Here is a 25830-nt window from a genome sequence, read left to right as displayed (position 1 = left end):
GCCGCTGTTCACAGCAGAGCGGTTCGGGCCGTGGCGTATTCCTGAAGCGAGGTCACCTCGAACCCGTCGCGAATCGAGTCGATCGAGGCTACTGCGGCGCTGAGTTCGGCGATCGTGGTGAACAGCGGCAGGTCGCCGGCCACTGCGGCGGCACGAATCTCGTAGCCGTCGGCGCGGGCCGTGCTGCCCCCGGGGGTGTTGATGACGATCTGGATCTCTTCGCGGCGAATGAGCTCGACGATGGAGACGTCGTCCTCGCCGGTTTTCTCACTGAACTTGGTCACGACGCGGGCACGGATGCCGTTTCGCTGCAACACCTCGGCGGTGCCGATGGTTGCGGTGATCTCGTAGCCAAGCTGCTGCAGGCGCAGCATCGGCAGGATGATCGCTCGCTTGTCGCGGTCGGAGACCGACACGAACACGGTGCCGGAGAGCGGGATTCCGCCGTAGGCGGCGAGCTGGCTTTTGGCGAACGCCCGCGGGAAGTCGCGGTCGATGCCCATGACCTCGCCGGTGGAACGCATCTCCGGGCCGAGGATGGAGTCGACCACGAGGCCCTCGGGGGTGCGGAACCGGTTGAACGGCAGCACGGCTTCCTTCACGGCGACCGGCGCTTCGATCGGCACGCGGGAGCCGTCGATGAGCGGCAGCTTGCCCTCCGCCTTCAGCTCGGCGATGGTCGTGCCGACCATGATGAGCGCGGCGGCCTTGGCGAGGGTGATGCCCAGTGCCTTCGCGACGAAAGGCACCGTGCGCGAGGCGCGCGGGTTGGCTTCCAGCACGTAGAGCACTCCGGCGCCGATGGCGAACTGCACGTTGAGCAGGCCTTTCACGCCGATACCGCGGGCGATGCCGAGGGTCGCTTCGCGCACACGGTCGATTTCGGCGCGCCCGAGGGTGACCGGCGGCAGGGTGCAGCTCGAGTCGCCGGAGTGGATGCCGGCTTCTTCGATGTGCTCCATGACGCCGCCGATGTACAGTTCGTGGCCGTCGTAGATGGCGTCGACGTCGATCTCGATGGCATCGTCGAGAAAACGGTCGACCAGAAGCGGATGCCCCGCCCCGATGATTCCCTGTCCGGCCATGCGCTGAAAGTAGTCCGCCAGCGATGGGGAATCGTAGACGATCTCCATGCCGCGTCCGCCGAGCACGTAGCTCGGGCGAACGAGCACCGGGTAGCCGATTTCTTCGGCCACCACCACGGCGCCGGCAAAGTCGATCGCTGTTCCGTTGCGGGGGGCGAGCAAGCCGGCGTCGTCGAGGATCTCCGAGAACAGGCCGCGCTCTTCAGCCAGGTCGATGGCGTCGGGCGTGGTGCCAAGAATGGGGATGCCGGCCGCCTCGAGCCCGCGGGCCAGGCTCAGCGCGGTCTGGCCGCCGAGCTGCACGACCACGCCGACGAGTTCGCCGCTCTGGCTTTCGGCGTAGATGACCTCGAGCACGTCTTCAAGGGTGAGCGGTTCGAAGTACAGTCGGTCGCTGGTGTCGTAGTCGGTGGAGACCGTCTCCGGGTTGCAGTTGATCATGATGGTCTCATATCCGGCGTCCGACAGGGCGAAGGAGGCGTGTACACAGGAGTAGTCGAATTCGACGCCTTGCCCGATGCGGTTCGGTCCGGACCCGAGGATAACGACCTTGCGGCGGTCGCTGGCGACAACCTCGGTCTCGGTGTCATAGCTCGAGTAGTGGTACGGCGTGAGGGCCGGGAACTCCCCCGCGCAGGTGTCGACGGTCTTGAACACGGGGCGCACACCGAGAATGTGCCGCACCGTGCGCACATCCGCTTCGCCAAAGCCGCGCAGTTCGCCGATCTGCGCGTCGGAGAAGCCGTGGTCCTTGGCGAGGATCATGACGTCGCGGTCGAGTCGGTCGGCGGCTTTGACCTGCTCGGCGATCTCGTTGAGCAGCACGATCTGGTCGATGAACCACGGGTCGATCTTGGTCGCAGCAAAGACCTCGTCGATTGTCGCGCCGCGGCGCAGGGCCTGCTGCACGGTGACGATGCGGCCGTCGGTGGGAATCTCGGCGGCGGCGAGCAGTTCCTCGACAGAGCGGGCCTCCGCGCCCCAGTGAAAGCTCGAGCCGCGCTTTTCGAGCGAGCGCAGTGCCTTCTGCAGGGCGGAGGCGAAACTGCGACCGATGGCCATCGCCTCGCCGACCGACTTCATGGTCGTGGTCAGCCGCTGGTCAGCGGCCGGGAACTTCTCGAACGCAAACCGCGGAACCTTCACCACGACGTAGTCGAGCGTGGGTTCGAAGCTCGCCGGGGTGACTCCGGTGATGTCGTTGGGGATCTCATCCAGGCGGTAGCCGATGGCTAGTTTGGCGGCGATCTTGGCGATCGGGAAGCCGGTCGCCTTGCTGGCCAGGGCGGAGGAACGCGACACCCGCGGGTTCATCTCGATCACGATGACGCGGCCATCGACCGGGTTGATCGCGAACTGGATGTTGCAGCCGCCGGTGTCGACGCCGACGGCGCGGATGATGTCGATCGAGATGTCGCGCAGGTGCTGGAATTCACGGTCGGTCAGGGTGAGCGCCGGGGCGACGGTGATCGAGTCGCCGGTGTGCACGCCGACCGGGTCGACGTTTTCGATGGAACAGACGACGACCGTGTTGTCGGCCGTGTCGCGCATCATCTCGAGTTCGTACTCTTTCCAGCCCAAAATGGATTCTTCGAGCAGCACCTCGGTGGTCGGGCTGTGGTGCAGGCCGTCAGTGACGATGCGGCGCAGTTCCACCTCGGTGTAAGCGAAGCCGCTTCCGAGGCCGCCCATGGTGAAGGAGGGGCGTACAACGAGCGGGTAGCCGAGGTCATCGGCGTAGCCGATCGCTTCCTCGACGGTGCGGGCAATATACGAGCGGGCCACGTCGGCGCCAGCGTCGAGCACGAGCTGCTTGAAGATCATGCGGTCTTCGCCCTTGTTGATAGCGTCGAAGCTCGCGCCGATCAGCTCCACGTTGTACTTCTGAAGGATTCCGCGCTCGTGCAGCTGGATGGCCGCGTTGAGGGCGGTCTGCCCACCCAGGGTGGGCAAAATCGCATCCGGTCGTTCCTTCGCGATGATCGTCTCAAGAATCTCGGCGGTGATCGGTTCGATGTAGGTGGCATCGGCAAAATCGGGGTCGGTCATGATGGTGGCCGGGTTCGAGTTGACCAGGATGACGCGTACGCCTTCCTCGCGCAGAACGCGGCAGGCCTGGGTGCCGGAATAGTCGAACTCGCAGGCCTGGCCGATGACGATCGGGCCGCTGCCGATGACAAGAACGCTGTTGATATCGTCGCGCTTGGGCATTATTTGGTTTCTCCTGCATTGGCGCTCTGCGAAGCCAGCACAACGTCTCTGAATCGATCGAAAAGGTGGTTGGCGTCGTGCGGGCCGGCGGCGGCCTCCGGGTGGTACTGCACCGAGAAGGCGTTGATGTCGAGGCAGCGGATGCCTTCGACGACCTGGTCGTTGAGGCTGTAGTGGCTCACTTCAACCCGTCCGAAGCCGGCGCGGGAGTCGTGGATGCCCTCGATGGGCATGTCGACGGCGAAACCGTGGTTCTGCGAGGTGATCTCGACCCGCCCAGTGGTCTTGTCGAGCACCGGCTGGTTGATTCCCCGGTGGCCGAACGGCAACTTGTAGGTGCGAAAGCCGAGCGCGCGGCCGAGCAGCTGGTTGCCGAAGCAGATGCCGAAGTATGGGATGCCCGCGCGCAGCACCTCCTGCAGCAGGGTGACGTGGGCGTCGGAGGCGGCCGGGTCGCCGGGTCCGTTCGAGAAGAACAGGGCTGAGGGCTTCAGCGACAAAACGTGCTCTGCGGTCACCGACTGCGGCAGCACGAGCACTTCGAAGCCCCGCTCGGCCAGGTAGGTGAGCGTGCTGGTCTTCACGCCGAGATCGAGCACCGCGACGGAGCCGATGCGTTCTCCGACGGCGGGGATGGAGAAGGGTTCGACGGTCGAGACCTCGAGCGACAGGTTGCGGCCGCGCATGGCCGCGCCCGAGCGCACCCGTTCGAGCTGTTCGCTCTCGGACAGGCCGAACAGATCACCGGAAAAGATACCGCTCCTCATGGCACCCGCGGAGCGGATGTGACGGGTGATCGCCCGGGTGTCGATACCGCTGATCCCGACCACGCCCTGCTCTTCGAGATCATCGTCGAGGGTGCGAGTGGCGCGAAAATTAGAGGCGATACGCGCGGGTTCCCGCACGATGAAGCCGGCCACCCAGATCTGACGGGACTCCATGTCCTCATCATTCATGCCGGTGTTGCCGATGTGCGGGGCGGTCATGAGCACGATCTGCCCGGCGTAGGACGGGTCGGTCAGGGTCTCCTGGTAGCCGGTCATGCCGGTGGCGAAGACGATCTCGCCGAGAGTCTGCCCCTCACTGCCGTAGCTGCGGCCCACGAAGCGGCGACCGTCTTCGAGCACGAGTACGGCTGGGCCGGGCTTGTCCGTCACGGAGAAGGTGGCGTTCAGCGCAACGGATGCTGCGGGCTGGCCCGATCCGGCCACGCCCGAGACGGACTGCTCGGGGGTTGCCTGTTCGGCTGATTCGGTGGAATCTGCCTGGTCTGGTGCGGTGGAGTCGGGCACGTCAGGCCTCACTTTCGTCTTGATGGGCCGGATCTGTGCGCGCGGCGGTAATGGTTCGGATCGAGTCGACGAGGCGAGCGCGATCATTCGGATCGATGATGCGAAAGAAGCTGTCGACGGCACGGCGGTCGTCGGTGCTGGCGGCCGAGTTTAGTCGCCAGCTCAGACGAACGAGTCCGTCAGTTTCGACGGCACGGTCGATGGCGACCTGGGCGGCGCCGATCGCGTCGATGGCTGCGGCCGAGACGAACACCGGCTGGTTGCCGTCGAGATCCAGCACCACGCCGGTCTCGGACACGGTCAGGGCGGCGCGGGCGCGAAAGCCCAGGCCACGGATGGCGAGGCGTTCGAGCGGTGCGTCGCGGGGCGTGGTCGCCACGTAGTAGGCCTCGGCCCTGGCCAGCTCGACTGCGGCGCTGCCTGGCATCGGGTAGCCGGCACTGAGCCCGGCGTCTCGCCGGCTGCGCTTTCGCCAGCTGCGCCACATGAGCACGAGGACGCCGAGCAGGACGAGCGCTGTGATGATGGCGGGGATGGACCTATCCATGAGTGAGTACTCCGCTCGCGTGACCGGCTATCTCGAGGCTGCTGCGCACTGCTCCATCGAGCACCGTGGCGTAGCCGCGGTGGAACGTTGCGCGCACCTCGCCCGGCAGGGTCATTGACAGGTACGGGGAGTTTGTACTCGTGCCGGCGAGGTCGGCGCGGCCGAACACTCGGGTGGCCGCAGCGTCGTACAGGGTCAGTTCGGCCGGCGACCCGACCGCGATCGGGTTGCCCTGACCAGTGACGCGCCCGATGTGAGCGGGCGCACGGGAGAGCACACGTTCGATGTCGACCCAGTCGAGCAGCCCGGTCGCGACGACAGCGGCGTGCACGACCGACAGCGCTGATTCCAGCCCGATCATGCCGTTGGCGGCGGCGTCCCACTCGCAGTCCTTGCTTTCGGCGGGGTGCGGGGCGTGGTCGGTGGCGACGATGTCGATGGTGCCGTCGGCGAGTCCGGCGCGCAGGGCTTCGACGTCTTCGCGGCTGCGCAGCGGAGGGTTCACCTTGAACCGGGCGTCGTAGCCGCGCACGAGATCTTCGGTGAGCAGCAGGTGGTGCGGCGTGACCTCGGCGCTCACGTTGATGCCGCGGGCCTTGGCCCAGCGGATCACGTCGACCGAGCCGGCCGTGGAGACGTGGCAGACGTGCAGGCGTGACCCGACGTGTTCGGCCAGCAGAACGTCGCGGGCGATGATCGACTCTTCGGCGACGGCCGGCCAGCCGACCAGGCCGAGTTCGCCGGAGAGGGCGCCCTCGTTCATCTGGGCTTTTTCGGTGAGGCGCGGTTCCTGCGAGTGCTGGGCGATGACGCCGTCGAACGCCTTCACGTATTCGAGGGCGCGACGCATGAGCAGCGGGTCAGAGACGCAGAAGCCGTCGTCGGAGAACACCCGCACGCGGGCGCGACTGGAGGCCATGGCGCCGAGTTCGGCGAGTTGTTTGCCGGCCAGGCCCACGGTGACGGCGCCGATCGGCTGCACGTCGACGTAGCCGGCGGTTTCGCCGAGGGCGAGCACCTGCTCGACCACCCCGGCGGTGTCCTGTGCCGGCAGGGTGTTGGCCATGGCGAACACGCTCGTGAAGCCGCCGCGGGCGGCAGCGCGGCTGCCGCTCAGCACGGTTTCGCTGTGCTCGTAGCCGGGTTCGCGCAGGTGGGCGTGCAGGTCGACCAGACCGGGCAGCGCGATGAGCCCGTCGGCGTCGATCACGCTCGCGCCGCTCGGGGAGAGGCCGGACCCCAGCTCGACGATGCGTGCACCATCAAGACGGATATCCGTGCCCGTGCCGTCCGGCAGGGTCGCCCCGCGAATCAGCCAGCGCTGTTGCAAACCGTCAATCGACATTCTTTGATTCCTTCCGGTCACCGGATAAGAGCAAGTAGAGTGCGGCCATCCGCACGGAGACACCGTTCGTGACCTGTTCGAGCACGGTGGAATTAGCGGAGTCGGCCGCCGCCGAAGAGATCTCCAAACCACGATTCATCGGGCCCGGGTGCATAACAATGCTAGCCGGACCGAGCCGACCGAATCGCGCGTCGTCGAGGCCCCACACCCGGGAGTACTCGCGGCTGCTTGGGAAGAAGGCCGCGCTCATCCGTTCGGTCTGGATGCGCAGCATCATGACCACGTCGGGGCCGGCGTCGATCGCGTCGTCGAGGTCGAAGCTGAACCGGGCAGGCCAGAGCGAGGTGTCGCTCGGCAGGAGGGTGGGCGGGGCCACGAAGGTGACCTCGGCGCCGAGGGTGGTGAGGAGCCACAGGTTGGAGCGGGCGACCCGGGAGTGCAGCACGTCGCCCACGATGGTGACAGTCACCCCGTCGAGGCCCTTGCCGCGCGAGGCCGGGCCATGATTGCGGCGGCGAATGGTGAACGCGTCGAGCAGGGCCTGGGTGGGATGCTCGTGGGTGCCGTCGCCGGCGTTGATGATGCCGGCGTCGATCCAGCCGCTCGCGGCGAGTACCGCCGGGCCGCCGGAGGCCGGGTGGCGGATGACGACTCCGTCGGCACCGATCGCGGCGAGGGTTTGCGCGGTGTCCTTCAGGTTTTCACCCTTCGACACGCTCGATCCCTTGGCGCTGAAGTTGATCACGTCGGCGCTCAGGCGCTTTGCGGCGGCTTCAAAGGAGATGCGGGTGCGGGTGGAGTCCTCGAAGAACAGGTTGACGACGGTCTTGCCACGCAGAGTCGGGAGTTTCTTGACCTCCCGCTGGGCGACATCCGCCATGTCTTCGGCAATGTCGAGCAGGTTGATCGCTTCGTCCCGGGAAAGGTCCTTGGTAGACAGCAGGTGCCTCATCGGTTGCTCCCGCCGTCGATCGAGACGAATTCGTCGCCGTCGATCTCTTCGAGGTGCACGTTGATGCGCTCGTCGGCGGCCGTCGGCAGGTTGCGACCCACGAAGTCGGCCCGAATTGGCAGCTCGCGGTGGCCACGATCGACGAGAACCGCCAGACGCACGATGGTGGGGCGGCCGTGATCACCGAGCGCGTCGAGGGCGCTGCGGATGGTGCGGCCCGAGTACAGCACATCGTCGACCAGGACGACGGTGGCACCGTTGATGCTGCCGGGCACTTCGGTTCGGGACGGCGTGCGGGTGCGGCCGTGGGCGAGGTCGTCGCGGTAGAGCGTGACATCAAGCGATCCGACTCGCACGGCCGTTGCCGCGGGTTCGATGCTCTGGATGATCTCGGCAATGCGGCGAGCGAGAATAACCCCGCGTGTCGGGATACCGAGGATGACGAGGTTTTCCGGGCCCCGATTGGACTCCAGAATCTCGTGGGAAATTCGAGTCAACGCGCGGGTGATGTCAGCCTGAGTGAGCACAATGTGCGCCAAATGCCGACCTCCTTCCCCGTCTCACAGGACGGATCATTAAAGGATGTCTGAATAGGTTCAGCTTAGTCGTTGGCACGCCCTTGTGGGCGCACCAACGACTTCCGGTGCACCGCGCTAGAAGGCAGCGGCGACGAAGGCCTGGAATTCGGCCAGGTCGGTGTTGCTGCCGGTGTAGTGCACGCCGTCGACGAGCACGGTGGGCGTGCCGGCAACCGACGGAATGTCGGCTCCATCGATCTTGGTCAGCGCGGCCTCGGTGTTCTGCTGGGACCAGCCCTCGTAATCCCCGGATTCGAGGCAGTCAGCGATGCTGATCGAGCCTGGCGCGAGGTCGGCGAGTTGGCTATTGCTGCGCCCGGCGGTCTGTTCGGAGGGCTGGTTGGCAAACAGAGCCGACAGAAAGGCGAGGGTCTCGTCGGGGTTCAGGGTGGCCTGGCAGGTCAGTGCGGCTGAGGCGCGGCTGGAGTAGTTCGTGCCCTGTGACCGCGAGTCGAGAAAGGTGAGTGAGTGCACTCGAAGCGTGATGTCGCCGCTCGCCACTCCAGCAGCGAGAAGTTCCCCGTTGGTCTGCTCGAACTGGGCACAGAACGGGCACATGGGGTCGACGTACTCGTCGATGATGACCGCGCCGGTGCCGAATTCGAGATAACCAGCGTCGAAGTTTGCGGCGCCGAGCTGACCGGTCGGCAGCGGCGCGGGCGACTCGGGAGCCGCCGACGACGTGGGCGAGCCCCCATCGAAGGAGCTGGAATTGGAGTCAACGGCGACCAGGAACGCCCCGATAGCGGAGGCAAAGACGATCAACAACACCAGCAGAACGCTTGTCACGGCGACCATGAAGTATCCGATGATGAGACCGGCCAGGGCGAAGCCACGGCCCAGCTCGCCCCGCGCGCGAATCTGCCCGAGCGCAATGTGTCCCGTGATGATGGCCACAAGGCCGATGAAGAACGACGACACGAACGACACGATGGCCAGGGTGTTGGTCTTCGGTGCACTCACGAACGGCGGGGGCACGAACGGCCCGGCTGGCACGCCCGTCGGCGGCACGGGTTGATACGGATTCGTCGGATTCGGCTGATCGCGGGGAGCGTCTGTTCCGGTGTTATCCATGTGCGTGTCCTTCGCTGGCTTCGAGTCGAACCCGGCAGGAGCCGAGTCTGTTGGGTCGTCAGGCCGACGGTGCGGTTTGGGCGATCTTGCCGAGCAGTCCGTTCACAAAGCCGGCCGAGTCATCCGTTGAGAGAATCTTGGCGGCTTCGACGGCTTCATCGATGGCGACGGCGTGCGGTACGGCATCGTTGTAGAGAATCTCCCAGATGCCGATGCGCAGAATGGCGCGATCGATGTTGGGCATGCGCGCAAGCGACCAGCCTTGCGAGTAGGTCTCGATCAGTTCGTCGATCTCTTCCCGGTGGTCGACGACGCCGTCGACGAGCTCACGGGCGTAGAGCCACGAGGCCAGTCGAGCCGGCTCGCTCGCTGCACGCTCAGCCTCCGTTGCCAGCGACTCCGGAATGCTGATCTGACGCACATCGGCCGCGTACAGAATGTCAATGGCGCGCTTGCGAGCCTTGGTACGTGCGCTCATTCGTTGACGCGACCAAGGTAGTCGCCGGTGCGGGTGTCGACCTTGACTTTGGTGCCCTGTTCGAGGAACAGCGGAACCTGAATTTGGTAGCCGGTCTCGACGGTGGCGGGCTTGGTGCCGCCGGTCGAGCGGTCGCCCTGCAGGCCCGGCTCGGTGTAGGTGATTTCCAGGGTGACGGATGCCGGCAGCTCGACATACAGCGGGTTGCCGTTGTGCAGCGCCACGGTCACCGCCTGGTTTTCGAGCATGAAGTTGCTCGCATCGCCGACAACAGCGGCGGACACGGTGATCTGGTCGTAGTCGGCGACGTCCATGAAGACGTAGGCGTCGCCATCGTTATAAAGGTACTGAAAGTCGCGACGATCGACGTTTTCGGTCTCGATCTTGGCGCCGGCGTTGAAGGTACGGTCAACGGTTTTACCGGAGACGACGTTCTTCATCTTGGTGCGAACGAAGGCGCCACCCTTGCCCGGCTTGACGTGCTGAAACTCGACGACGGCCCAAAGCTGGCCATCCATGTTGAGTACGACGCCGTTTCTGATATCAGCGGTAGAAGCCATGGGAGGGGTGTTCCGTTCAATTGATAAGGTACGCGGGTGCAAATGGCACCTTATCGAGTCTACGTGCCCTAGCCTCAGGCTCCAAAGGCAATCCGGTGCCGGAGCGTCACGGTGCGGTGACGAAGTCCAGTGCCAGCCGGTAGGAGTCGAAGCCGAGACCGGCGATGACACCGGTCGCAATGGCGCTCACGACGCTCGTGTGACGAAACGTCTCGCGAGCGTGCGGGTTGGAGATGTGCACCTCGATCAGCAGCAGGCCCGCCTTGGTGACCAGGGACGCAGCATCCCGCAGCGCATAGCTGTAGTGCGTGAACGCTGCCGGATTCAGGATCACCGGCATCCGCTCGTCGACGGCTTCGTACAGCCAGTGAATGAGTTCGGCCTCGTCGTCGGTCTGCCGCAGATCGATGCTCACGCCTTCGCGAGCGGATGCGACGAGCAGCTCGCGCAGGTCGTCCAGGTTCGCCGACCCGTAGACATCGGGCTCGCGACTGCCGAGGCGCCCGAGGTTCGGACCGTTCAGAACCAGCACTGTACTCATCCACTCAGCCTAGGCCGTGGTACCCGTGCCAGCGGGCCGCCCTCAGGGAGCAAGAATTGCGATGCCGTCATCGTGTGCCACGAACAGGCCGGAGATGCGCATGAGCTTGCCGAAGGACTCGGTCAGTTCCATCGCCCAGGCTTGGTCGGGGGCGGTGAGGGCCGCCGATCCCGGCCGTTCCAGCGTCACGATCAGGCTGCCTCCCGGAGCGTCCCGTGCCACGATCTCGTTGATCCGCACGGCGAATGGGCGAACGGAACCCGGTTCCGGACGTACCGGAATTCCGTCGATCGGAATCAGCAGCGAGAGCTGCTGCCCGTGGACGTCGAGCACCATGAGCCAGATCTGCGGCTGGATCGCGTGGCCGATCAGGTCGAAAACCCGGGCTCTGGCCTGCTCCAGGGTGAACACGGGCGGGGAGTCTTCAATTTTCATTGACAGTGTCATGGGCCCAGAATGAATCACAGTTGCCGGGGCGAAAGGTTATCCCCAGAAAATTGCTGAACTCACTCGGCTGTGAATATCTTCCGGCGACCGTGTCAGCAGGGGCTCGATTCCCGCCGCAGGTCAGTACGCCTCGAGCCGGTGAGCGGCCCACACCACCGTGTCCGTGAGGTTCTCACCTCAGGGACAGGCACCGCACATGGACGTACCTGTGCCGGCAGTCAGATTCGGCCGAGAAGTTCGGCGCGTTTTGCTTCGTATTCTGCTTCGGAGAGGAGCCCCTCATCGCCAAGCTTGGCCAATCACTGAATCTGCTCGACCGCATCGGGCGATAAAGGTACCGGGCGAGGATCGGTCTTTCGCGCGAGCCACAGGACTAGGGTTCTGCGTAGTAACGGAACGAAAACGTCCGCTCAAGATTGTGAAGGGTGTGCGGGGCGCCGTGGGCACGCCGGAACAGCTCGCCACCGTCCTGATCCGGCGCACGCTCTGATCAGTGCGAGGGCGCTCCTCGAGCCCACCTCGCCCGGTCCATCTCGGTCGTGTTTGTGGCACTGACCTAGGGTGGACGCATGGACGCCGACATTAACTTCTACTTCGACCCGGTCTGCCCCTTCGCCTGGATGACCAGCAAATGGGTGCGCCAGGTGCAGGCGCAGCGCGACTACACCGTGGACTGGCGGTTCATCTCGTTGCGCCTAATCAACGCCAAGGTCGACTACGACGCGCACTTCCCTCCCGAGTACGAAGCTGGCCACACCGCCGGACTCCGGCTCCTGCGGGTAGCCGCCCGAGCGCGAGCGGAGCACGGCCGCGAGGCGATGGCACCGCTGTACGCCGCCTTCGGGACCCACATCTTCGACACCGCCCCCAGCCCGGCCAACCACCAGGCCGAGGTCGACCTGCCTGAGCTCCGCGGGACGCGTGAGTTCGCGGAACCGATCCTCGCCGAGGCGGGCCTGCCACTCGAGCTGGCGGACGCTCTCGACGACGAATCATGGGACGGGGAGATCCAGCAGGAGACGGACGAGGCACTCTCGCTGACGGGAAAAGACGTGGGCACGCCCATCATCCACTTCGAGCCGCCCGCCGGTGTGGCCTTCTTCGGGCCGGTGATCAGCCGACTGCCACACGAGGACTCGGCGGTCGAGTTGTGGGACCACGTAGTCGCTCTGGCCCGCTTCCCGGGTTTTGCCGAACTTAAACGGAGCCTACGCGAACGGCCACAGCTAGCCGCGTTCGGAATCGACAGAGACACAGTCGGAAAACAAGAAGACTGGCACGGCGGCAGCCGGCGGCAGAAGAAGTGACCCCCGTCGTTAGGGTAAATGCATGAGTGAGACAAGCACCCTCAGCCACCAAGAATCCATCCTCGTCGACGCATCGGCTACGTTTCTCTACGACCTTCTCTCCGACATCACCCGCACCGGCGAGTGGAGTCCGGTCTGTAAGTCGTGCTGGTGGGACGACGAGGCCGAGGCTGGTCGGGTTGGTGCCTGGTTTACCGGGCGCAACGAGCTCCCGCAGCGGACCTGGCAGACCCGGTCCGAGGTGGTGACGGCAGAGCGCGGTCGCGAGTTCGCCTGGGTGGTGGGCGGCAGCTTCGTGCGCTGGGGCTTCAGCTTCGCCGCTGCGGAGACCGGGACGAGACTCACCGAGTCTTGGGAGTTCCTGCCGGACGGGATCGCCATGTTCGAGGAGAAGTTCGGCGACGAGGCGAACGCTCAGATCGCCGACCGCACCCAGCAGGCCCTCGATGGCATCCCCAAAACCCTCGCCGCGATCAAGCGGATCGTCGAGGTCTCCGCCGATGCAGAAGACCAGGCCCAGTCATGACTGGGCCGCTCGCGCTTATTCCTTCATGCTGTCTGTGCTTCCACCACGTGCGATGCTGACCCAGCACCCGTTCTAGATGACGGCGTTGGTCAGGACGGCGCCACGAGATAATCACCCTGTCTAGTGTGGATGTATGAGCCATTCGATAGTGCCGACGACCACGTATCTTCAGAAGCTTCAGGCCGACACTGCGCGGAGGATGCAGACCTCTGTGGCGGTGCCGTCGCGGTTCGCCGGGGCCCCGGAAGAACTGGTACGGGTCGTCGAAGCCCACGCCGAGGCGCTTGCCGAGGATCTGAGACACGTCGTTCACAGTCTGCACGCCGACCCGGAGACCGCCTTTCAGGAGCATCGAAGCGCCGCCTATTTGGTGGAGCTGCTCGGTCGCCACGGGATAGCCGCACAGCTCGGCGTGAACGGGGTTGATACCGCAATTCGCGCCGAGATCGGGTCGGGCGACGGCCCGGCCATCGCGATTCTCAGCGAATACGATGCTTTGCCTGACGTCGGGCACGGCTGCGGCCACAATGTGATCGCCGCCGCCGGAGTCGGTGCTTTCCTCGCGCTATCGAACACACTCACTGAGAATCCCGACGCATTCACGGGCCGGGTGGTATTGCTCGGCACCCCCGCTGAGGAAGGCTTCTCCGGCAAGGAGGTCATGGCCAGGCACGGTGCCTTCGACGGCCTCGACGCCGCGATCATGGTGCACCCCTACGGCTACGACCTCGCCGACCAGGTGTGGCTCGGCCGGCGGGTGCTCACCGTGACGTTTACGGGCGTCGCGGCGCACGCATCCGCTCAACCTTTTATGGGACGCAACGCCCTCGACGCGGCAACCCTGGCGTATCAGGCCGTTGGCCTGCTGCGTCAGCAGCTGCCGCCGGTGGACCGCGTGCACGCCGTGATCAGCGAGGGGGGAACTCGGCCGAGCATAATTCCTGAGCGGGCGGTGCTCGAGCTCTACGCCCGCTCTAAATTCGCCGAGACCCTCAAGGACCTCAGCGAACGGTTGAACGGCATCGCCCGAGGCGCGGCCTTGATGACCGGAACCAGCGTCGAGGTCGACTGGGACGAACACGCCCCCACCCTGCCGGTGCGAACAAACGACGCGCTCACCGAACGGTGGGTCGCCGCCCAACAGCGCCGCGGCCGCCAGCCGCTGCCGCTCGGCGTGGTGTCGGAAACCATCGCAGCGTCGACCGACTTCGGCAATGTCAGCCATCGCATCCCCGGTATCCACCCACTGATCAAGATCGCGGCACCAGACGTTGCCCTGCACACCCGAGAATTCGCGGCGGCCTCAGCAACGGATGCCGCCGAGGGCGGTGCCCTTGACGGAGCCTGCGGGCTCGCGCTCACCGCCCTCGATTTTCTCTGCGACGCCGAGCTGCGCCAGAGCGTGGCCGAGGAGTTCGCGGAGCAGGGCGGTGCGATCGACGTGCCGCACTTCTTCGACTGATTCCTCATTCACCGATCGACCCGAAGCAAGGTAGGCCCCATGTCTTCACAACCGTCCCTCACCCGGCGTAGCGCCCTGATCGATCGTTTTCTCGGCGGAATCGAACGCGTCGGCAACAAACTGCCAGACCCGTTCATGCTCTTCCTCCTGCTCTTTGGCATCACGGCGGTCGCGTCGACCGCGATGGCATGGGCGAATGTCACGGTGCAACTGCCCGGAACCGACGAAGTCACGGTGGTCAAGGGCTTCTTCACTGCGGAGGGGCTCACCTGGTTCACCCAGAATATCGGGGTCAACTACCTGGGATTCCCGCCGCTCGCGACGGTGCTGCCCATCCTGCTCGCGGTCGGTGTGGCCGAGAAGTCGGGCCTGCTCGCGGCGCTGATCCGCAAGACCTTCGGATCGGCGCCGCGCTGGTCACTGCCCTATGCCGTGGCGTTCGTGGGGGTCGTTGGATCGATCATGTCTGATGCGGCCTTCGTGGTCATCCCCCCGCTGGCCGCCCTGGTATTCAAGGCAGCCGGGCGGCACCCGGTGGCTGGGCTGCTCGGCGGGTTCGCCGCCGTGGGCGCCGGCTATTCGACCTCGCTGTTCGTGACGAGCCTCGACGCGCTGTTCGCCGGAATCACCACGTCTGTCACGCAGAACCTGCCCAACGCCGGTTCCGCCGTTACCCCGGTGTCGAACTATTTCTTCAATGTGGTTTCCTCGCTCGTGCTCATCGCCGTCGCCGGCTTCATTATCGACAAGATTCTGGAACCGCGTCTGGGTCGGCAGGGGATTGCGCGCCAGGAGATCGTCGACGACGACGACGCCGTGTTGGTTCCCGCCGCGATGAACGCCCGGCTCACGGACGCCGAGAACCGTGGCCTGTTCTGGTCGTTCGTGGCTGGTACCGTGGTCGCTGCGGTGATTCTGGTCGGCGTGCTCCTGCCGGAATCTCCGTGGCGAGGCGAAGACGGCGAGTTCCTGCCGCGCTCGCCCCTGCTGAGTTCGATCGTGTTCATCGTCTTCGCCATGTTCGTGATACCGGGTCTGGTATACGGCAAGATCACCGGTACCATCGCCAGGGGCAGTGACGTGCCCCGCGTGATGGGGCAAGCTATCAAGGACATGAGCGGATTCCTCGTGCTCGCGTTCATCCTCGGCCAGTTCATTGCCCTGTTCAATTTTTCCGGAATCGGAAGTTGGCTTGCCGTGGCGGGAGCCAGCGGCCTTGAGTCCATCGGTCTCACCGGATTTCCGGCCGTGGTTAGCTTCGTGCTGCTCGCCTCGCTACTGAACCTCTTCATCATTTCAGGCTCGGCGATGTGGACGCTGATGGCCGCCGTTTTCGTGCCGCTGTTCGTGCTCCTTGGCTACGAACCCGCGTTTATCCAGGGCGCCTTCCGGGTGGGAGATTCGGCCACCCAGGTGCTGACACCGCTCAACCCGTACATGATCGTGCTACTCACGATGCTGCGCAAGTACGAGCCGCAGGCGGGGCTCGGCACTATGATCGCCCGTATGCTGCCCTTCGCGGTTACGTTCTGGCTCGCCTGGGTGGGGGTGCTGAGTGTGTTCTACTTCTTCGACCTGCCGATGGGTCCCGGCAACGGGATCCTCATTCCCTAATGGAAGTCGCCGTTAGGCCGCGCGGAATAGTGCGCGACATCACCCTCTTATCTTCAGTGCAACCGAAAGGATTTTCATGACTTCCAGCCTGCCCACGATCTATGCCCTGCACGAGAACCCCGAGTGGTTTCCACCGTTCGCCCGGGCGTTTGACGCAGAGGGTATGGAGGTAAAGGAATGGCTGCTCACCGACGGGGTTCTCGACCTGGATTCGGTGCCGCCGGAGGGAATCTTCTGGTCGCGCATCAGCGCATCCGCTCACACCCGCGACCACGGAATGTCGAAAGACTACGCGCGCGCCGTACTGGCCTGGCTCGAGGCCCACGGCCGCCGCACGGTGAATGGCCGGCGCGTGCTCGAGCTTGAGATGAGTAAGGTCGAGCAGTTGGTCGCGCTCAAGGCCGCCGGAATTAACACCCCGCGCACCGTAGCGGCGGTGGGCCGTGAGCAAATTCTCGCCGCAGCGCAGGGCTTTGCCGCCCCGTTCATGACCAAGCACAATCAAGGCGGTAAGGGCTTGGGGGTGCGCAAGTTCGACAGCCAGGACGAGCTCGCCGAGTATGTTGCCTCCGACGAGTTCGAGGAGCCGCAGGACGGCATCACACTCATACAGGAATACATCCAGGCCAAGGAACCCTTCATCACCCGGGTCGAGATCGTCGGCGGAGAGTTCATCTACGCGGTCAAGGCCGATACCGCGCGGGGCGGCTTCCAACTCTGCCCAGCGGATGCCTGCGCCATCGACCCGATCACGCGCGAGTTGATCATGCCTCCCGGCGCCACCATCGCACCCGTAGCCGGTCAGCAACTGTTCAGTGTGCGCGATGACTTCGACCACTCAATCATCGACAAATACCTCGAGTTTGCGCGGCGGAACGGGTTGGAAGTCTGCGGTATCGAGTTCATCGAGGCCGAAGACGGTCGAGTGCTCACTTACGACGTGAATACCAACACGAACTACAACGCGCTCGTCGAGGCCGAGGCCCCTCGTTCGGCTCCACGCGCCCTGGCACGGTACCTCAAAAAGCTCGCAGCCTAAAATACCTGGCGCCGGCGCCGGGACCAACTCACGAACGGATAAACCTGTACGTTGGCCCAAGGCGGTTCACGTGGTAGCTGGAACCACCGATATAACGGTGGTGTCAACCCGGATGGTCTCATCCAACTCTGCCAGCGCGACCTCATTTCAGACTGCTTGATACATGGCCTGCTCCCTGCATGGTGTGTGTGTGGCTGACCCGCAGCTGCACCAAGTGCAGGCGGCTTACCCGGCGCGGTTCTATAACCGGGAACACACGCACAGCGCGCACCCGAGGACGTGAACATGACCTCGGGTGTGCGCCGTAGTGCTCAGTCAGATGTCGCTGGCAGTCTCAAACACTGAGACCTGCGGGGCGCTGGCTAGCAATGAGCCCAGTTCGGTCGCACCAGCGCCCGCGCGCCACTGACGATAGGCCGCGTCAGCGTCAGCCGACGCCCACCGCTCCAGCAAAATCATGTGGGCGGGATCGTCGCAATCAAGCAACACGTCAACACCCAGACACCCCTTAAATGCTCGGGTCCCAGTAAGGATGTCTCGCAGCATGGCCGGCGCAGCGAGAACGGCTTCCGATTTCAGGCGAAGGTCAAGAAGAACTATCAGGGCCATGAAAACTCCAATTCATATAAAAGTGAAAGGTTGGACGTGGTGCTTAGAAGTTGAGGATCTGGTAGCCCTCGACCACGAGAGAACGGATACTTGCTTCGCCCTTGTACTCAGCCAACAGCGGCCACCCGCCAGCGTCGACAGCGTCGGTAACCCCGTGGGATGCGACGCAGAATGCACAGGCGCCCCGGATGTTGTCGTGCAGGGCGACGGCGAGGGGATTCATCTTGTGCTTGGGGTCTGAGATGGCGGCGAGGGATTCAACGCCCGACCCGTCGAAAACGACGACGACGTCATCACCGGCGTCCTTAAATTCTAGGGCAGTCTTGAGACCGCGATAGACGCGTGAACTGTCGGAGCCGATGGGCTCATAAATGACGACGGCGATCTTGGAATCAGACATAAATATTTACCTCCTAGTTAGACCGATCTGGCCACTACTGAGTATACCGATCAGTCTGGTAATATCAAGGCATGCATTCGTCGACCATCACCCCGATAGTGAGCGCCAAGGCGCGCCTACTCGCGTCGGCAGGCCACCTATTCCACGAACACGGCATCAATGCAACGGGAATCGATCTCGTTGTGCGTAACGCGGGCGTCGCCAAAGCCAGCCTCTATAACAACTTCGCCAACAAAGAAGCTCTTGTCGTGGCCTACCTGGAACAGGAACTAGACGGCTGGATTGGAAACGCTCACGCTCTGGACAATCCGCTTTCGCCACGCCGGGATCGGATCTCAGCCCTATTTGAGGCCCTCGCCCGCTCAGTTGAAGTAAACACGTTCTACGGCTGCCCATTCACCAACGCCGTGATTGAACTACCGGAATGCGCGGCAGTACGCACAGTCGCCCAACGCTACCGCGCCGTCGTTCGCGCACACCTGGCCATCCTCATCGGTGCAGACACTACGTCCACAGCAGTATCCCGACTGGTCTTGCTCTACGACGCCGCCATCACAGCAGCGAAAGTCGGACGCGACGCTGCTCTCGTGCGCGAAGCAAGCACCATGGCACAAGAACTCGTCGACGCTCACAACCCGGAGGACTCGCAACAAAGCCGATAAAGACGGTGTCTACTGGCGGCGAGACCGCCCCATTTTGACTGCGCTCGACAAGCTCGACGAACCACCCAGCCTGACAACACTTCACACCCTCACCCAAGAACGTCTGCCTCGCAGAGATCTGCCCGAACTACTCCTCGACGTCGCCGGCTGATCCAGTTTCCTCACCGAATTTTCCCACATCTCGCCTCAGCCGACGGGCTCCGGTTTGTCGTCCCCGTCCGAACCCTGAACGCCGGGTCCAACCCTCGATATTTCGGCGCCGGCAGAGGAATCACCTCCTCAACTTCGTCTCCCACCAATTTTCCGGCTTTCACGCCATCGTCGTCCCCGGCACGCTCCGCGACAGTCTCTACATCCTCGACGGTCTCCTCGAGCAGCAAACAACGCTCCAACCCACCGAGTTGATGACCGACACTGCCGGCTACTCCGACCACGTGTACGGGCTATTCCGTCTCCTCGGATACCAATTCAACCCCCGCCTCGCAGACATCGGTTCGGTCCGCTTCTGGCGCACCGACCGAACTGCGAACTACGGTCCTTCGAATGGCCCTGCCCGAAATCAGATCAACACCGACCTGATCACCACCCACTGGGATGATCTGCTGCGTGTCGCGGGAAGCCTCGCCGCAGGCGCAGTGCAAGCATCAGGGCTTCTTCGTGTCTTGCAAGGAGGCGGCCGGCCAACCCCGCTGGGCCGTGCCTGGCGGGAGTACCAACTGACCAGACCCGCGTTGTCGGCATCGACCACGATTATCTGACCACCACCGTCGTGGGCTGTCGATGATGCTCCGGAGCGCCTCGCGCAGAAGCTGGGCTCCCCACTTATGGGTTACATCCCTGCGAAGGGACTGGTCCATGGCCTGCCTGGCAAGCAGCCACGCGGGCGCCCAACGCAGAACACCTCGCTGAAACGGCCTGGGCAGGTCAGACCGCACGACCATGGTGGGACAGATCGCGTAGTAGCCGACGACGCGCTCACCGATGCCAGCGCGCAACCTGATTCGACGGCCGTGCGGGCATGCTCGCTCAGCCACTGATTGTAAGCCGGCTCGCCGCAATCGAATGTTGTCAGGTCGAACTCGGCGGCCAGTTTAGTGACGCGGTAGCTCCGGTCGGTCACCGAACGATTAACCGCGGAAGTTCGGCTCATATGTTGCCTCCTCGTGCAACTGTTCGGCTTCTGTACGGTTTTACGGAGACTTTGATGACTACATCGGGCAGCAGAAGCTCAACGAATGATAAGAGGATGCCCCGCACTCTGGCCGATCGCCCGGACGGTACCCTTAGAATGAAATTCCTACGGTGGCCGCGGCCTCGTCGCCCGACCAATGCTGATCGGAAGGAACGCTGATGGGACACGGCTTGAAGAGTACGTCGTCGGTTCCCTCCGGCCCCGCGCGGGAAAGCCTGGTCGCCCTGGAACGGGCCCACGAATCTGCCGTCACAGACCGGGTCTTCCAGACCGGCGTTCGCAAGCTCGTGCAGGATTCCTGGCAACGTTCGCTCTCGCTCAGCCTCGACCCCGGCAGCGTGGCACCCGAGCGGGCACTGACCGACGTCGAACTACGGGACCTCCGCAACCAGCATCCGCTTGCCGCGGTGTTGCCGGTCGTGCACAACCTGCTCATTCGCCACGCCCTCGACGCCGAGTTGCTGGTGGCGATCGGTGATGAGTCCGGCCGACTGCTCTGGATCGACGGGGACCGGGTGCTGCGCCGCCAGGTCGAGGAAATGCTGTTCGTCGAGGGGGCCGACTGGTCGGAGCAACGGGTCGGAACCAGCGCCCCCGGCACCGCCCTCGCCCTCGACCGGGGCATTCAGATTCGGCGGGCCGAACACTTCAACGCCCTCGCCCACCCGTGGAGTTGCACCGCCGTGCCCATTCACGACCCGGACACCGGCAAGATCCTCGGCGTGATCGACATCACGGGCGGCGACCAGGCGGTCGCGCCGCAGACACTCCCCCTCGTCGAGGCCGCCGTCGCCGCCATGGAGGCGGAACTACGCATCCAGCGCCTCGACGGCCACCGCACGATTGCGTCCGACCGAACGGATGCGCGCGCCCCCCGCCGCTCCAGCATCGCCCTGCTCCTGGCCCCGGGCCGCAACCTGGTGCCCGTGGGGTTCGGCGTGCTCGGCAGCGACTACGGCCACCTCGAGAGCGGCGGAATGGCCATCGATGTCAGCCCGCGGCACGCCGAAATTCTCACCCTGCTCGCCTGGCACCGCGAAGGACTCTCCGCCGACCGACTGGCTTTTCTGCTCAGCGACCAGACCGGCAGCGACCAGAATAACAGCGTCGATACCCTGCGCGCCGAGATGGTGCGGGTACGGAAGGTCTTGGAGCAGGTCAGCCCGCCGGTCGTCATCGGATCTCGTCCCTACCGGCTGCAGTTCCCGGTGGAGCTGGACGCCCAACGGGTGCTGGCATTCCTGGAACGCGGCGCCCACCGGGTGGCCCTCGCCGCCTACCGCGGACCGGTTCTGCCCAACTCGTTCTCCCCCGGGATCATCGACATTCGCACCGAGGTCAGCGCCCGCCTGCGTGAGGCGATGCTGACCGATGCCTCGGTCGACCTGCTCCTCGAATATGCCCGGTCAGAGGAAGCCACCTACGACTCCGAGGTCTGGCGTGCCTGCCTGGAGCTGCTGCCGGCCCGCTCCCCCAAACGCGCCACGGTCGTCGCTCGGTTGAAGCGCATCGACGACGAGCTGGGCGCCCTGCGCACTACTTCGCAACGGTAACGCAACGCGCTCGCTTTTAGCGTTGAAGGCACGAGTCGCGGCCCGTCACTCTGACGTGTTCACGCGGCCTCATCTGACACGGTCGTCGCACAGCAGTCGACGACGCAGTAGATAGAGCTATCGCCCAAGGAATCACATGACCATTTACGCAGCGCCCGGAACACCCGGAAGCCACGTCACCTTCAAGCCACGCTACGAGAACTGGAGCGACGGAGCGTGGACGCCGCCCGTTGCGGGCGAATATTTCGACGACGTGTCGCCGGTCCGCGCATCTTCCAGGAAGAGATCTTCGGCCCGGTGCTCGCCGTGACCAGCTTCGAGGACTACGCCGATGCCATCTCCATCGCCAACGACTCCGAGTCCGGTCTCGGCCACTACCAGCAGACCAAGAACCTGCTCGTGTCGTACTCCGAGAACGCGCTGGGCTTCTTCTAGAGCGGATGCCGGGCATCCGCTGGTCGCTTCGTCGCGCGTTTGCGTGTGGCCGCGACCGGCGGAGCCTCGCAACCTTTTGCAACGTTGGCACTCCTACTCTGGGAACACCGCAGAACGCGGACCGACATCGTCGTCGAAATAGGAGTGACATGACCGTCTATTCAGTCCCAGGAACACCCGGCTCCAAAGTTACCTTCAAGTCTCGGTACGAGAACTGGATCGGCGGCGAATGGGTCGCCCCGGTCAAGGGCCAGTACTTCGAGGACATCACCCCCGTCACCGGCAAGCCGTTCGCCGAAGTCGCTCGCGGCACCGCTGAAGACATCGAACTGGCCCTCGACGCCGCCCACAAGGCCGCACCGGCCTGGGGCAAGACCAGCCCCACCGAGCGCGCTGCCGTGCTCAACAAGATCGCCGACCTGATCGACGCCAACACCGAAATGCTCGCCGTCGCGGAGACCTGGGACAACGGCAAGGCCGTCCGCGAGACGATCAACGCCGATATTCCCCTCGCCGCCGACCACTTCCGCTACTTCGCCTCGGCGATCCGCGCCCAGGACGGCGACCACGCCCAGCTCGACGGCGACACCGTCTCGTACCAGTTCCACGAGCCGCTCGGCGTCGTCGGCCAGATCATCCCGTGGAACTTCCCCATTCTGATGGCCGTCTGGAAGCTCGCCCCCGCTCTCGCCGCCGGCAACGCGATCGTGCTGAAGCCCGCCGAGCAGACCCCGGTCTCGATCCTGGTGCTGATGGAGCTCATCGGCGACATCCTCCCCCCTGGGGTGGTCAACGTCGTCAACGGCTTCGGCCTCGAAGCGGGCAAGCCGCTCGCCTCGAGCAACCGCATCCGCAAGATCGCCTTCACCGGTGAGACCACGACCGGCCGTCTCATATTGCAGTACGCGTCGGCCAACATCATCCCCTCGACCGTTGAGTTGGGCGGCAAGAGCCCGAATATCTTCTTCAGCGACGTAGCCCAGGAGAAGGACGCCTTCTACGACAAGGCGCAGGAAGGCTTCGTGCTCTTCGCCTTCAATCAGGGCGAGGTCTGCACGGCACCGAGCCGCGCGCTGTTGCAGAAGCCGATCTACGACAGCTTCCTCGGCGACGCCGTCACCCGGGCCAAGAAGATCATCCAGGGCAACCCGCTCGACACCGACACCCAGATGGGCGCGCAGGCCAGCAACGACCAGCTCGAGAAGATCCTCTCCTACATCGACATCGGCACCAAGGAGGGTGCCAAGCTCGCCCTCGGCGGCGAACGTGCCGACCTCGGCGGCGACCTCACCGACGGCTACTACGTGCAGCCGACCATCTTCGAGGGCCACAACAAGATGCGTCTGTTCCAGGAGGAGATCTTCGGACCGGTGCTCGCCGTGACGAGCTTCACCGACTACGACGACGCCATCTCGATCGCCAACGACACCATCTATGGTCTCGGCGCCGGTGTCTGGTCACGCAACGGCAACGTCGCGTACCGGGCGGGTCGCGACATCCAGGCCGGCCGTGTCTGGGTGAACAACTATCACGCCTACCCGGCTGGCGCCGCGTTCGGCGGTTACAAGAGCTCGGGAATCGGCCGCGAGAACAACAAGCTCGCGCTCGGGCACTACCAGCAGACCAAGAATCTGCTGGTGTCCTACTCAGAGAACAAGCTCGGCTTCTTCTAAACCGCACCTCGGTACCAGCGGATGAGTTCACTGTAGGTCTGGCCCGGGGGCTGCCAACGACGTAACGTCGTAGGCAGCCCCTTTTTCATCGTTTCTTCTGTAGAAAGGTCCGTCAATGTCGACACCTACGATAACCGCGTCGGTCACGATCGCCGGTGAAACCGTCCCCCGCGTCGAGCTCACCCCGGTCGCGGTCGATCTGCTCCGCAGCCTGTGGGAGGAGCACGGTCCGCTCATGTTCCATCAGTCCGGCGGATGCTGCGACGGCAGTTCGCCCATGCTGTTCATGGCCGGGGAGTTCATCACCAGCGACCAGGACGTACGCCTCGGCCAGTTCGACCTGGCCCCGGCCGGTGGGCCCGCTCAGCCGCTCGACTTCTGGATGTCGGCCGAGCAGTTCAACTATTGGAGCCACACCTTCCTCACCGTCGACGTCGTGCCGGGCCGTGGCAGCGGGTTCAGTGCCGAGGCTCCGCGCGGCGTGCGCTTTCTCATCCGCTCCGAGCTGATGACCACGATGACCCCATTCGCCGCTCCGGCTGACTCCGCCGAGACGGTTGAAGCGGATGCCGCAGTCCCGCTCGCCCCGGCCCGCAGTCCCGCCTGACGCGGTATCTACTGACCTATGGCCTGGTACGCGCTGAACAGCAGCGACGCGTCGGGGCCCTCGAGAATGGTGGGCTTGCCCACGTCGTCGAGCACGACAAAGCGCAGCATGCCGCTGCGGGTCTTCTTGTCGCGCTGCATCGTGGCGAGCAGGGTGGGCCAGCGGCCCACCGGGTAGCCGGTCGGCAGGGTCAGAGATTCGAGGATGTTGCGGTGCCGGTCGACGATCTCGACCGAGAGACGGCCGCTCAGAGCGGCGAGCTCGGCCGCGAACATCATGCCGACCGCGACGGCAGCACCGTGGCGCCAGCCGTACCGTTCGGCGTGCTCGACCGCGTGCCCGAGAGTGTGCCCGTAGTTGAGGATCTCGCGCAGGCCGGCCTCCTTGAAGTCCTCCCCCACGATTCGTGCCTTCATGGCGATCGACAGTTCGATCAGGCGGCGAAATTCGGGGGTGGTCGGGTCGGTGGCGCGGTCGACATCCGCTTCGATGATGTCGAGAATCTCGGGAACCTGAATGAACCCGGCCTTCACGATCTCGGCGAAGCCGGCGAGGATCTCATTCTTCGGCAGGGCATCGAGCAGGTCGAGGTCGCAGAGCACGGCGGCGGGCGCATAGAAGGTGCCGACGAGGTTCTTGCCCTCGGCGGTGTTGATGCCGTTCTTGCCGCCGATGGCCGCGTCGACCATACCGAGCACGCTCGTGGGAATTTGAATGAGTTTCACGCCGCGCAGCCAGGTGGCCGCGACGAAGCCGGCGAGGTCAGTGACGGCGCCGCCGCCGAGGCTGATTACGGCATCGGTGCGGCTGAAGTCGGATTGGCCCATGACGCCCCAGCAGAACGCGGCGACCTCGACCCGCTTGGCAGCCTCGGCGTCGGGAATCTCAGCGAGCAGCACTTCGGAATAGGTCTCGAGCAGGTTGTCGCGCAGGGCGACAGCCCGGGCCCCGACGGTGGAGGTGTGCACGATGAGAACCTTGTTGACGCCGCTGCCCAGCTGATCGGCGACGGTAGTGACGAGGCCACGCCCCACACTGACCGGATAGCTGTCAACGCCGGTTACGGTGATCACTGTGGTGCGGCTCTGTTCGGTCATCATTGAAATCTCACTCATCATTTCTTTCTTGTACCCAATTCACGATTTCGTCGGCAATGCCGCTGATCGGTCGGTTGGAGGTGTCCAGGTGAATCGTCGCGAGGGCCTCATAGGTGGGGCGGCGCAGGTTGTAGATGCGTTCCCAGTCGGCGATACCACCGGTCAGGAGCGGCCTTTTGCTACCGCCGAGGCGTGCCTGCACGGCAGCACGGGTAACGCTCAGGTAGACGACTGTCGCGTCGTCGAGATCCGCCTGGGTGTCGACGTTCAGCACTGCTCCACCGCCGAGCGACACGATGGCCGGTTCGCCGAGCGCCCAGTCCACAGCTTCACGCTCGATGATGCGAAAATACTCTTCGCCCTCGCGAGCGAAAATCTCCGGAATCGGACCGTAGCTCTCCACGATGCGTTTATCGGTGTCGATGAAGGGTACGTTCAGGCCGCGGGCCACCCGGCGACCGATCTTGGTTTTTCCGGCGGCCATCGGCCCGATGAAAACGATCGGCAGCAACGAGTTGCGCTGGGTCAGCATCGAAACAGCCGA

The 25830-nt window shown here is 64.5% G+C and carries 23 protein-coding genes and 3 pseudogenes; 11 read left to right on the top strand and 15 right to left on the bottom strand.

Features of this window, described 5'->3' with window-relative positions:
- Positions 1–8 precede the first annotated feature (8 nt).
- The 11 genes from carB to E3T35_RS01115 all read right to left on the bottom strand — a co-directional run bounded on the left by carB (position 9) and on the right by E3T35_RS01115 (position 11098).
- Positions 9–3296 carry a carbamoyl-phosphate synthase large subunit gene (gene carB / locus E3T35_RS01165; RefSeq protein ID WP_134377654.1) on the bottom strand — a complete coding sequence of 1096 codons (3288 nt, stop codon included), beginning with the start codon at positions 3294–3296 and terminating at the stop codon, positions 9–11.
- Positions 3296–4453 (bottom strand): glutamine-hydrolyzing carbamoyl-phosphate synthase small subunit, encoded by a 1158-nt coding sequence (carA, locus tag E3T35_RS01160; protein WP_134377755.1) that lies wholly within the window; start codon positions 4451–4453, stop codon positions 3296–3298. Before carA ends, carB begins: the two co-directional genes overlap by 1 nt.
- A 136-nt stretch (positions 4454–4589) precedes the next feature.
- The gene (locus tag E3T35_RS01155; RefSeq protein WP_134344023.1) at positions 4590–5135 is read right to left on the bottom strand and encodes a hypothetical protein; all 546 of its coding nucleotides are present in this window, start codon (positions 5133–5135) and stop codon (positions 4590–4592) included.
- Positions 5128–6480 carry a dihydroorotase gene (locus E3T35_RS01150; protein WP_092340063.1) on the bottom strand — a complete coding sequence of 451 codons (1353 nt, stop codon included), beginning with the start codon at positions 6478–6480 and terminating at the stop codon, positions 5128–5130. The genes E3T35_RS01155 and E3T35_RS01150 overlap by 8 nt, the downstream gene beginning before the upstream one ends.
- A complete protein-coding gene (locus tag E3T35_RS01145; protein ID WP_134377653.1) occupies positions 6470–7432 on the bottom strand; it encodes an aspartate carbamoyltransferase catalytic subunit in 963 nt (320 codons plus the stop codon). Before E3T35_RS01145 ends, E3T35_RS01150 begins: the two co-directional genes overlap by 11 nt.
- Positions 7429–7971 carry a bifunctional pyr operon transcriptional regulator/uracil phosphoribosyltransferase PyrR gene (gene pyrR, locus E3T35_RS01140; RefSeq protein ID WP_134377652.1) on the bottom strand — a complete coding sequence of 181 codons (543 nt, stop codon included), beginning with the start codon at positions 7969–7971 and terminating at the stop codon, positions 7429–7431. Before pyrR ends, E3T35_RS01145 begins: the two co-directional genes overlap by 4 nt.
- A 114-nt stretch (positions 7972–8085) precedes the next feature.
- Positions 8086–9084, bottom strand: coding sequence for a thioredoxin domain-containing protein (locus E3T35_RS01135; protein ID WP_134377651.1), 999 nt, complete (start codon positions 9082–9084; stop codon positions 8086–8088).
- A 58-nt stretch (positions 9085–9142) separates the two neighbouring features.
- A complete protein-coding gene (gene nusB / locus E3T35_RS01130) occupies positions 9143–9562 on the bottom strand; it encodes a transcription antitermination factor NusB (RefSeq protein ID WP_092107754.1) in 420 nt (139 codons plus the stop codon).
- Positions 9559–10122, bottom strand: coding sequence for an elongation factor P (gene efp / locus E3T35_RS01125; protein WP_092107753.1), 564 nt, complete (start codon positions 10120–10122; stop codon positions 9559–9561). The genes nusB and efp overlap by 4 nt, the downstream gene beginning before the upstream one ends.
- Before the next feature lie 106 nt (positions 10123–10228).
- Positions 10229–10663: a type II 3-dehydroquinate dehydratase gene (locus E3T35_RS01120; protein WP_092340058.1), complete on the bottom strand. Its 435-nt coding sequence runs from the start codon at positions 10661–10663 to the stop codon at positions 10229–10231.
- Between the two features lie 42 nt (positions 10664–10705).
- A complete protein-coding gene (locus tag E3T35_RS01115) occupies positions 10706–11098 on the bottom strand; it encodes a hypothetical protein (RefSeq protein WP_104090388.1) in 393 nt (130 codons plus the stop codon).
- 581 nt (positions 11099–11679) lie between these two features.
- Between E3T35_RS01115 and E3T35_RS01110 the strand changes: the two genes are divergently transcribed.
- The 5 genes from E3T35_RS01110 (at position 11680) to E3T35_RS01090 (ending at position 17058) form a co-directional block, all read left to right on the top strand.
- Entirely contained in the window at positions 11680–12417 is a 738-nt protein-coding gene (locus E3T35_RS01110; protein ID WP_134377650.1) for a hypothetical protein, read from the top strand.
- Positions 12418–12439: 22 nt separating this feature from the next.
- Entirely contained in the window at positions 12440–12943 is a 504-nt protein-coding gene (locus E3T35_RS01105; protein ID WP_134377649.1) for an SRPBCC family protein, read from the top strand.
- Positions 12944–13076: 133 nt separating this feature from the next.
- Positions 13077–14405 (top strand): M20 family metallopeptidase, encoded by a 1329-nt coding sequence (locus tag E3T35_RS01100; protein ID WP_134377648.1) that lies wholly within the window; start codon positions 13077–13079, stop codon positions 14403–14405.
- Between the two features lie 39 nt (positions 14406–14444).
- The gene (locus E3T35_RS01095; protein ID WP_134377647.1) at positions 14445–16019 is read left to right on the top strand and encodes an AbgT family transporter; all 1575 of its coding nucleotides are present in this window, start codon (positions 14445–14447) and stop codon (positions 16017–16019) included.
- Between the two features lie 76 nt (positions 16020–16095).
- The gene (locus tag E3T35_RS01090; protein ID WP_134377646.1) at positions 16096–17058 is read left to right on the top strand and encodes a RimK family alpha-L-glutamate ligase; all 963 of its coding nucleotides are present in this window, start codon (positions 16096–16098) and stop codon (positions 17056–17058) included.
- A 315-nt stretch (positions 17059–17373) separates the two neighbouring features.
- Here E3T35_RS01090 and E3T35_RS01085 read toward each other — a convergent pair whose 3' ends face one another.
- Together E3T35_RS01085 and E3T35_RS01080 are read right to left on the bottom strand one after the other, a co-directional pair.
- Complete coding sequence (locus E3T35_RS01085) at positions 17374–17667, bottom strand: putative quinol monooxygenase (RefSeq protein ID WP_134377645.1); 294 nt, start codon at positions 17665–17667, stop codon at positions 17374–17376.
- Positions 17668–17710: 43 nt separating this feature from the next.
- Positions 17711–18067, bottom strand: a complete 357-nt coding sequence (locus tag E3T35_RS01080; RefSeq protein WP_092340050.1) for a DsrE family protein — start codon at positions 18065–18067, stop codon at positions 17711–17713.
- Positions 18068–18138: 71 nt separating this feature from the next.
- Between E3T35_RS01080 and E3T35_RS01075 the strand changes: the two genes are divergently transcribed.
- The 6 genes and pseudogenes from E3T35_RS01075 to E3T35_RS01050 form a co-directional block, all read left to right on the top strand.
- Positions 18139–18729, top strand: coding sequence for a TetR/AcrR family transcriptional regulator (locus E3T35_RS01075; protein ID WP_134377644.1), 591 nt, complete (start codon positions 18139–18141; stop codon positions 18727–18729).
- A gap of 180 nt (positions 18730–18909) precedes the next feature.
- Positions 18910–19481, top strand: a pseudogene (locus tag E3T35_RS01070) (Tn3 family transposase); the annotation flags it as partial.
- A 598-nt stretch (positions 19482–20079) separates the two neighbouring features.
- Positions 20080–21474 (top strand): GAF domain-containing protein, encoded by a 1395-nt coding sequence (locus E3T35_RS01065; protein WP_134377642.1) that lies wholly within the window; start codon positions 20080–20082, stop codon positions 21472–21474.
- Positions 21475–21741: 267 nt separating this feature from the next.
- Positions 21742–21909: pseudogene (locus E3T35_RS01060) on the top strand (aldehyde dehydrogenase family protein); the annotation flags it as partial.
- Positions 21910–22058: 149 nt separating this feature from the next.
- Positions 22059–23582, top strand: coding sequence for an aldehyde dehydrogenase family protein (locus tag E3T35_RS01055; RefSeq protein ID WP_092340045.1), 1524 nt, complete (start codon positions 22059–22061; stop codon positions 23580–23582).
- A gap of 115 nt (positions 23583–23697) precedes the next feature.
- Positions 23698–24093: pseudogene (locus E3T35_RS01050) on the top strand (DUF779 domain-containing protein); the annotation flags it as partial.
- A 104-nt stretch (positions 24094–24197) separates the two neighbouring features.
- Here E3T35_RS01050 and aroB read toward each other — a convergent pair.
- Positions 24198–25304, bottom strand: coding sequence for a 3-dehydroquinate synthase (gene aroB, locus E3T35_RS01045; RefSeq protein ID WP_370449282.1), 1107 nt, complete (start codon positions 25302–25304; stop codon positions 24198–24200).
- Entirely contained in the window at positions 25297–25818 is a 522-nt protein-coding gene (locus tag E3T35_RS01040) for a shikimate kinase (protein WP_174777067.1), read from the bottom strand. Before E3T35_RS01040 ends, aroB begins: the two co-directional genes overlap by 8 nt.
- Positions 25819–25830 lie beyond the last annotated feature (12 nt).

This window comes from Cryobacterium sp. TMT1-2-2 (genome assembly GCF_004403505.1).
Classification (GTDB): domain Bacteria; phylum Actinomycetota; class Actinomycetes; order Actinomycetales; family Microbacteriaceae; genus Cryobacterium; species Cryobacterium flavum.
Note: the sequence above shows the minus strand (reverse complement) of the source record. Positions and strands in the feature narration are given on the sequence as shown.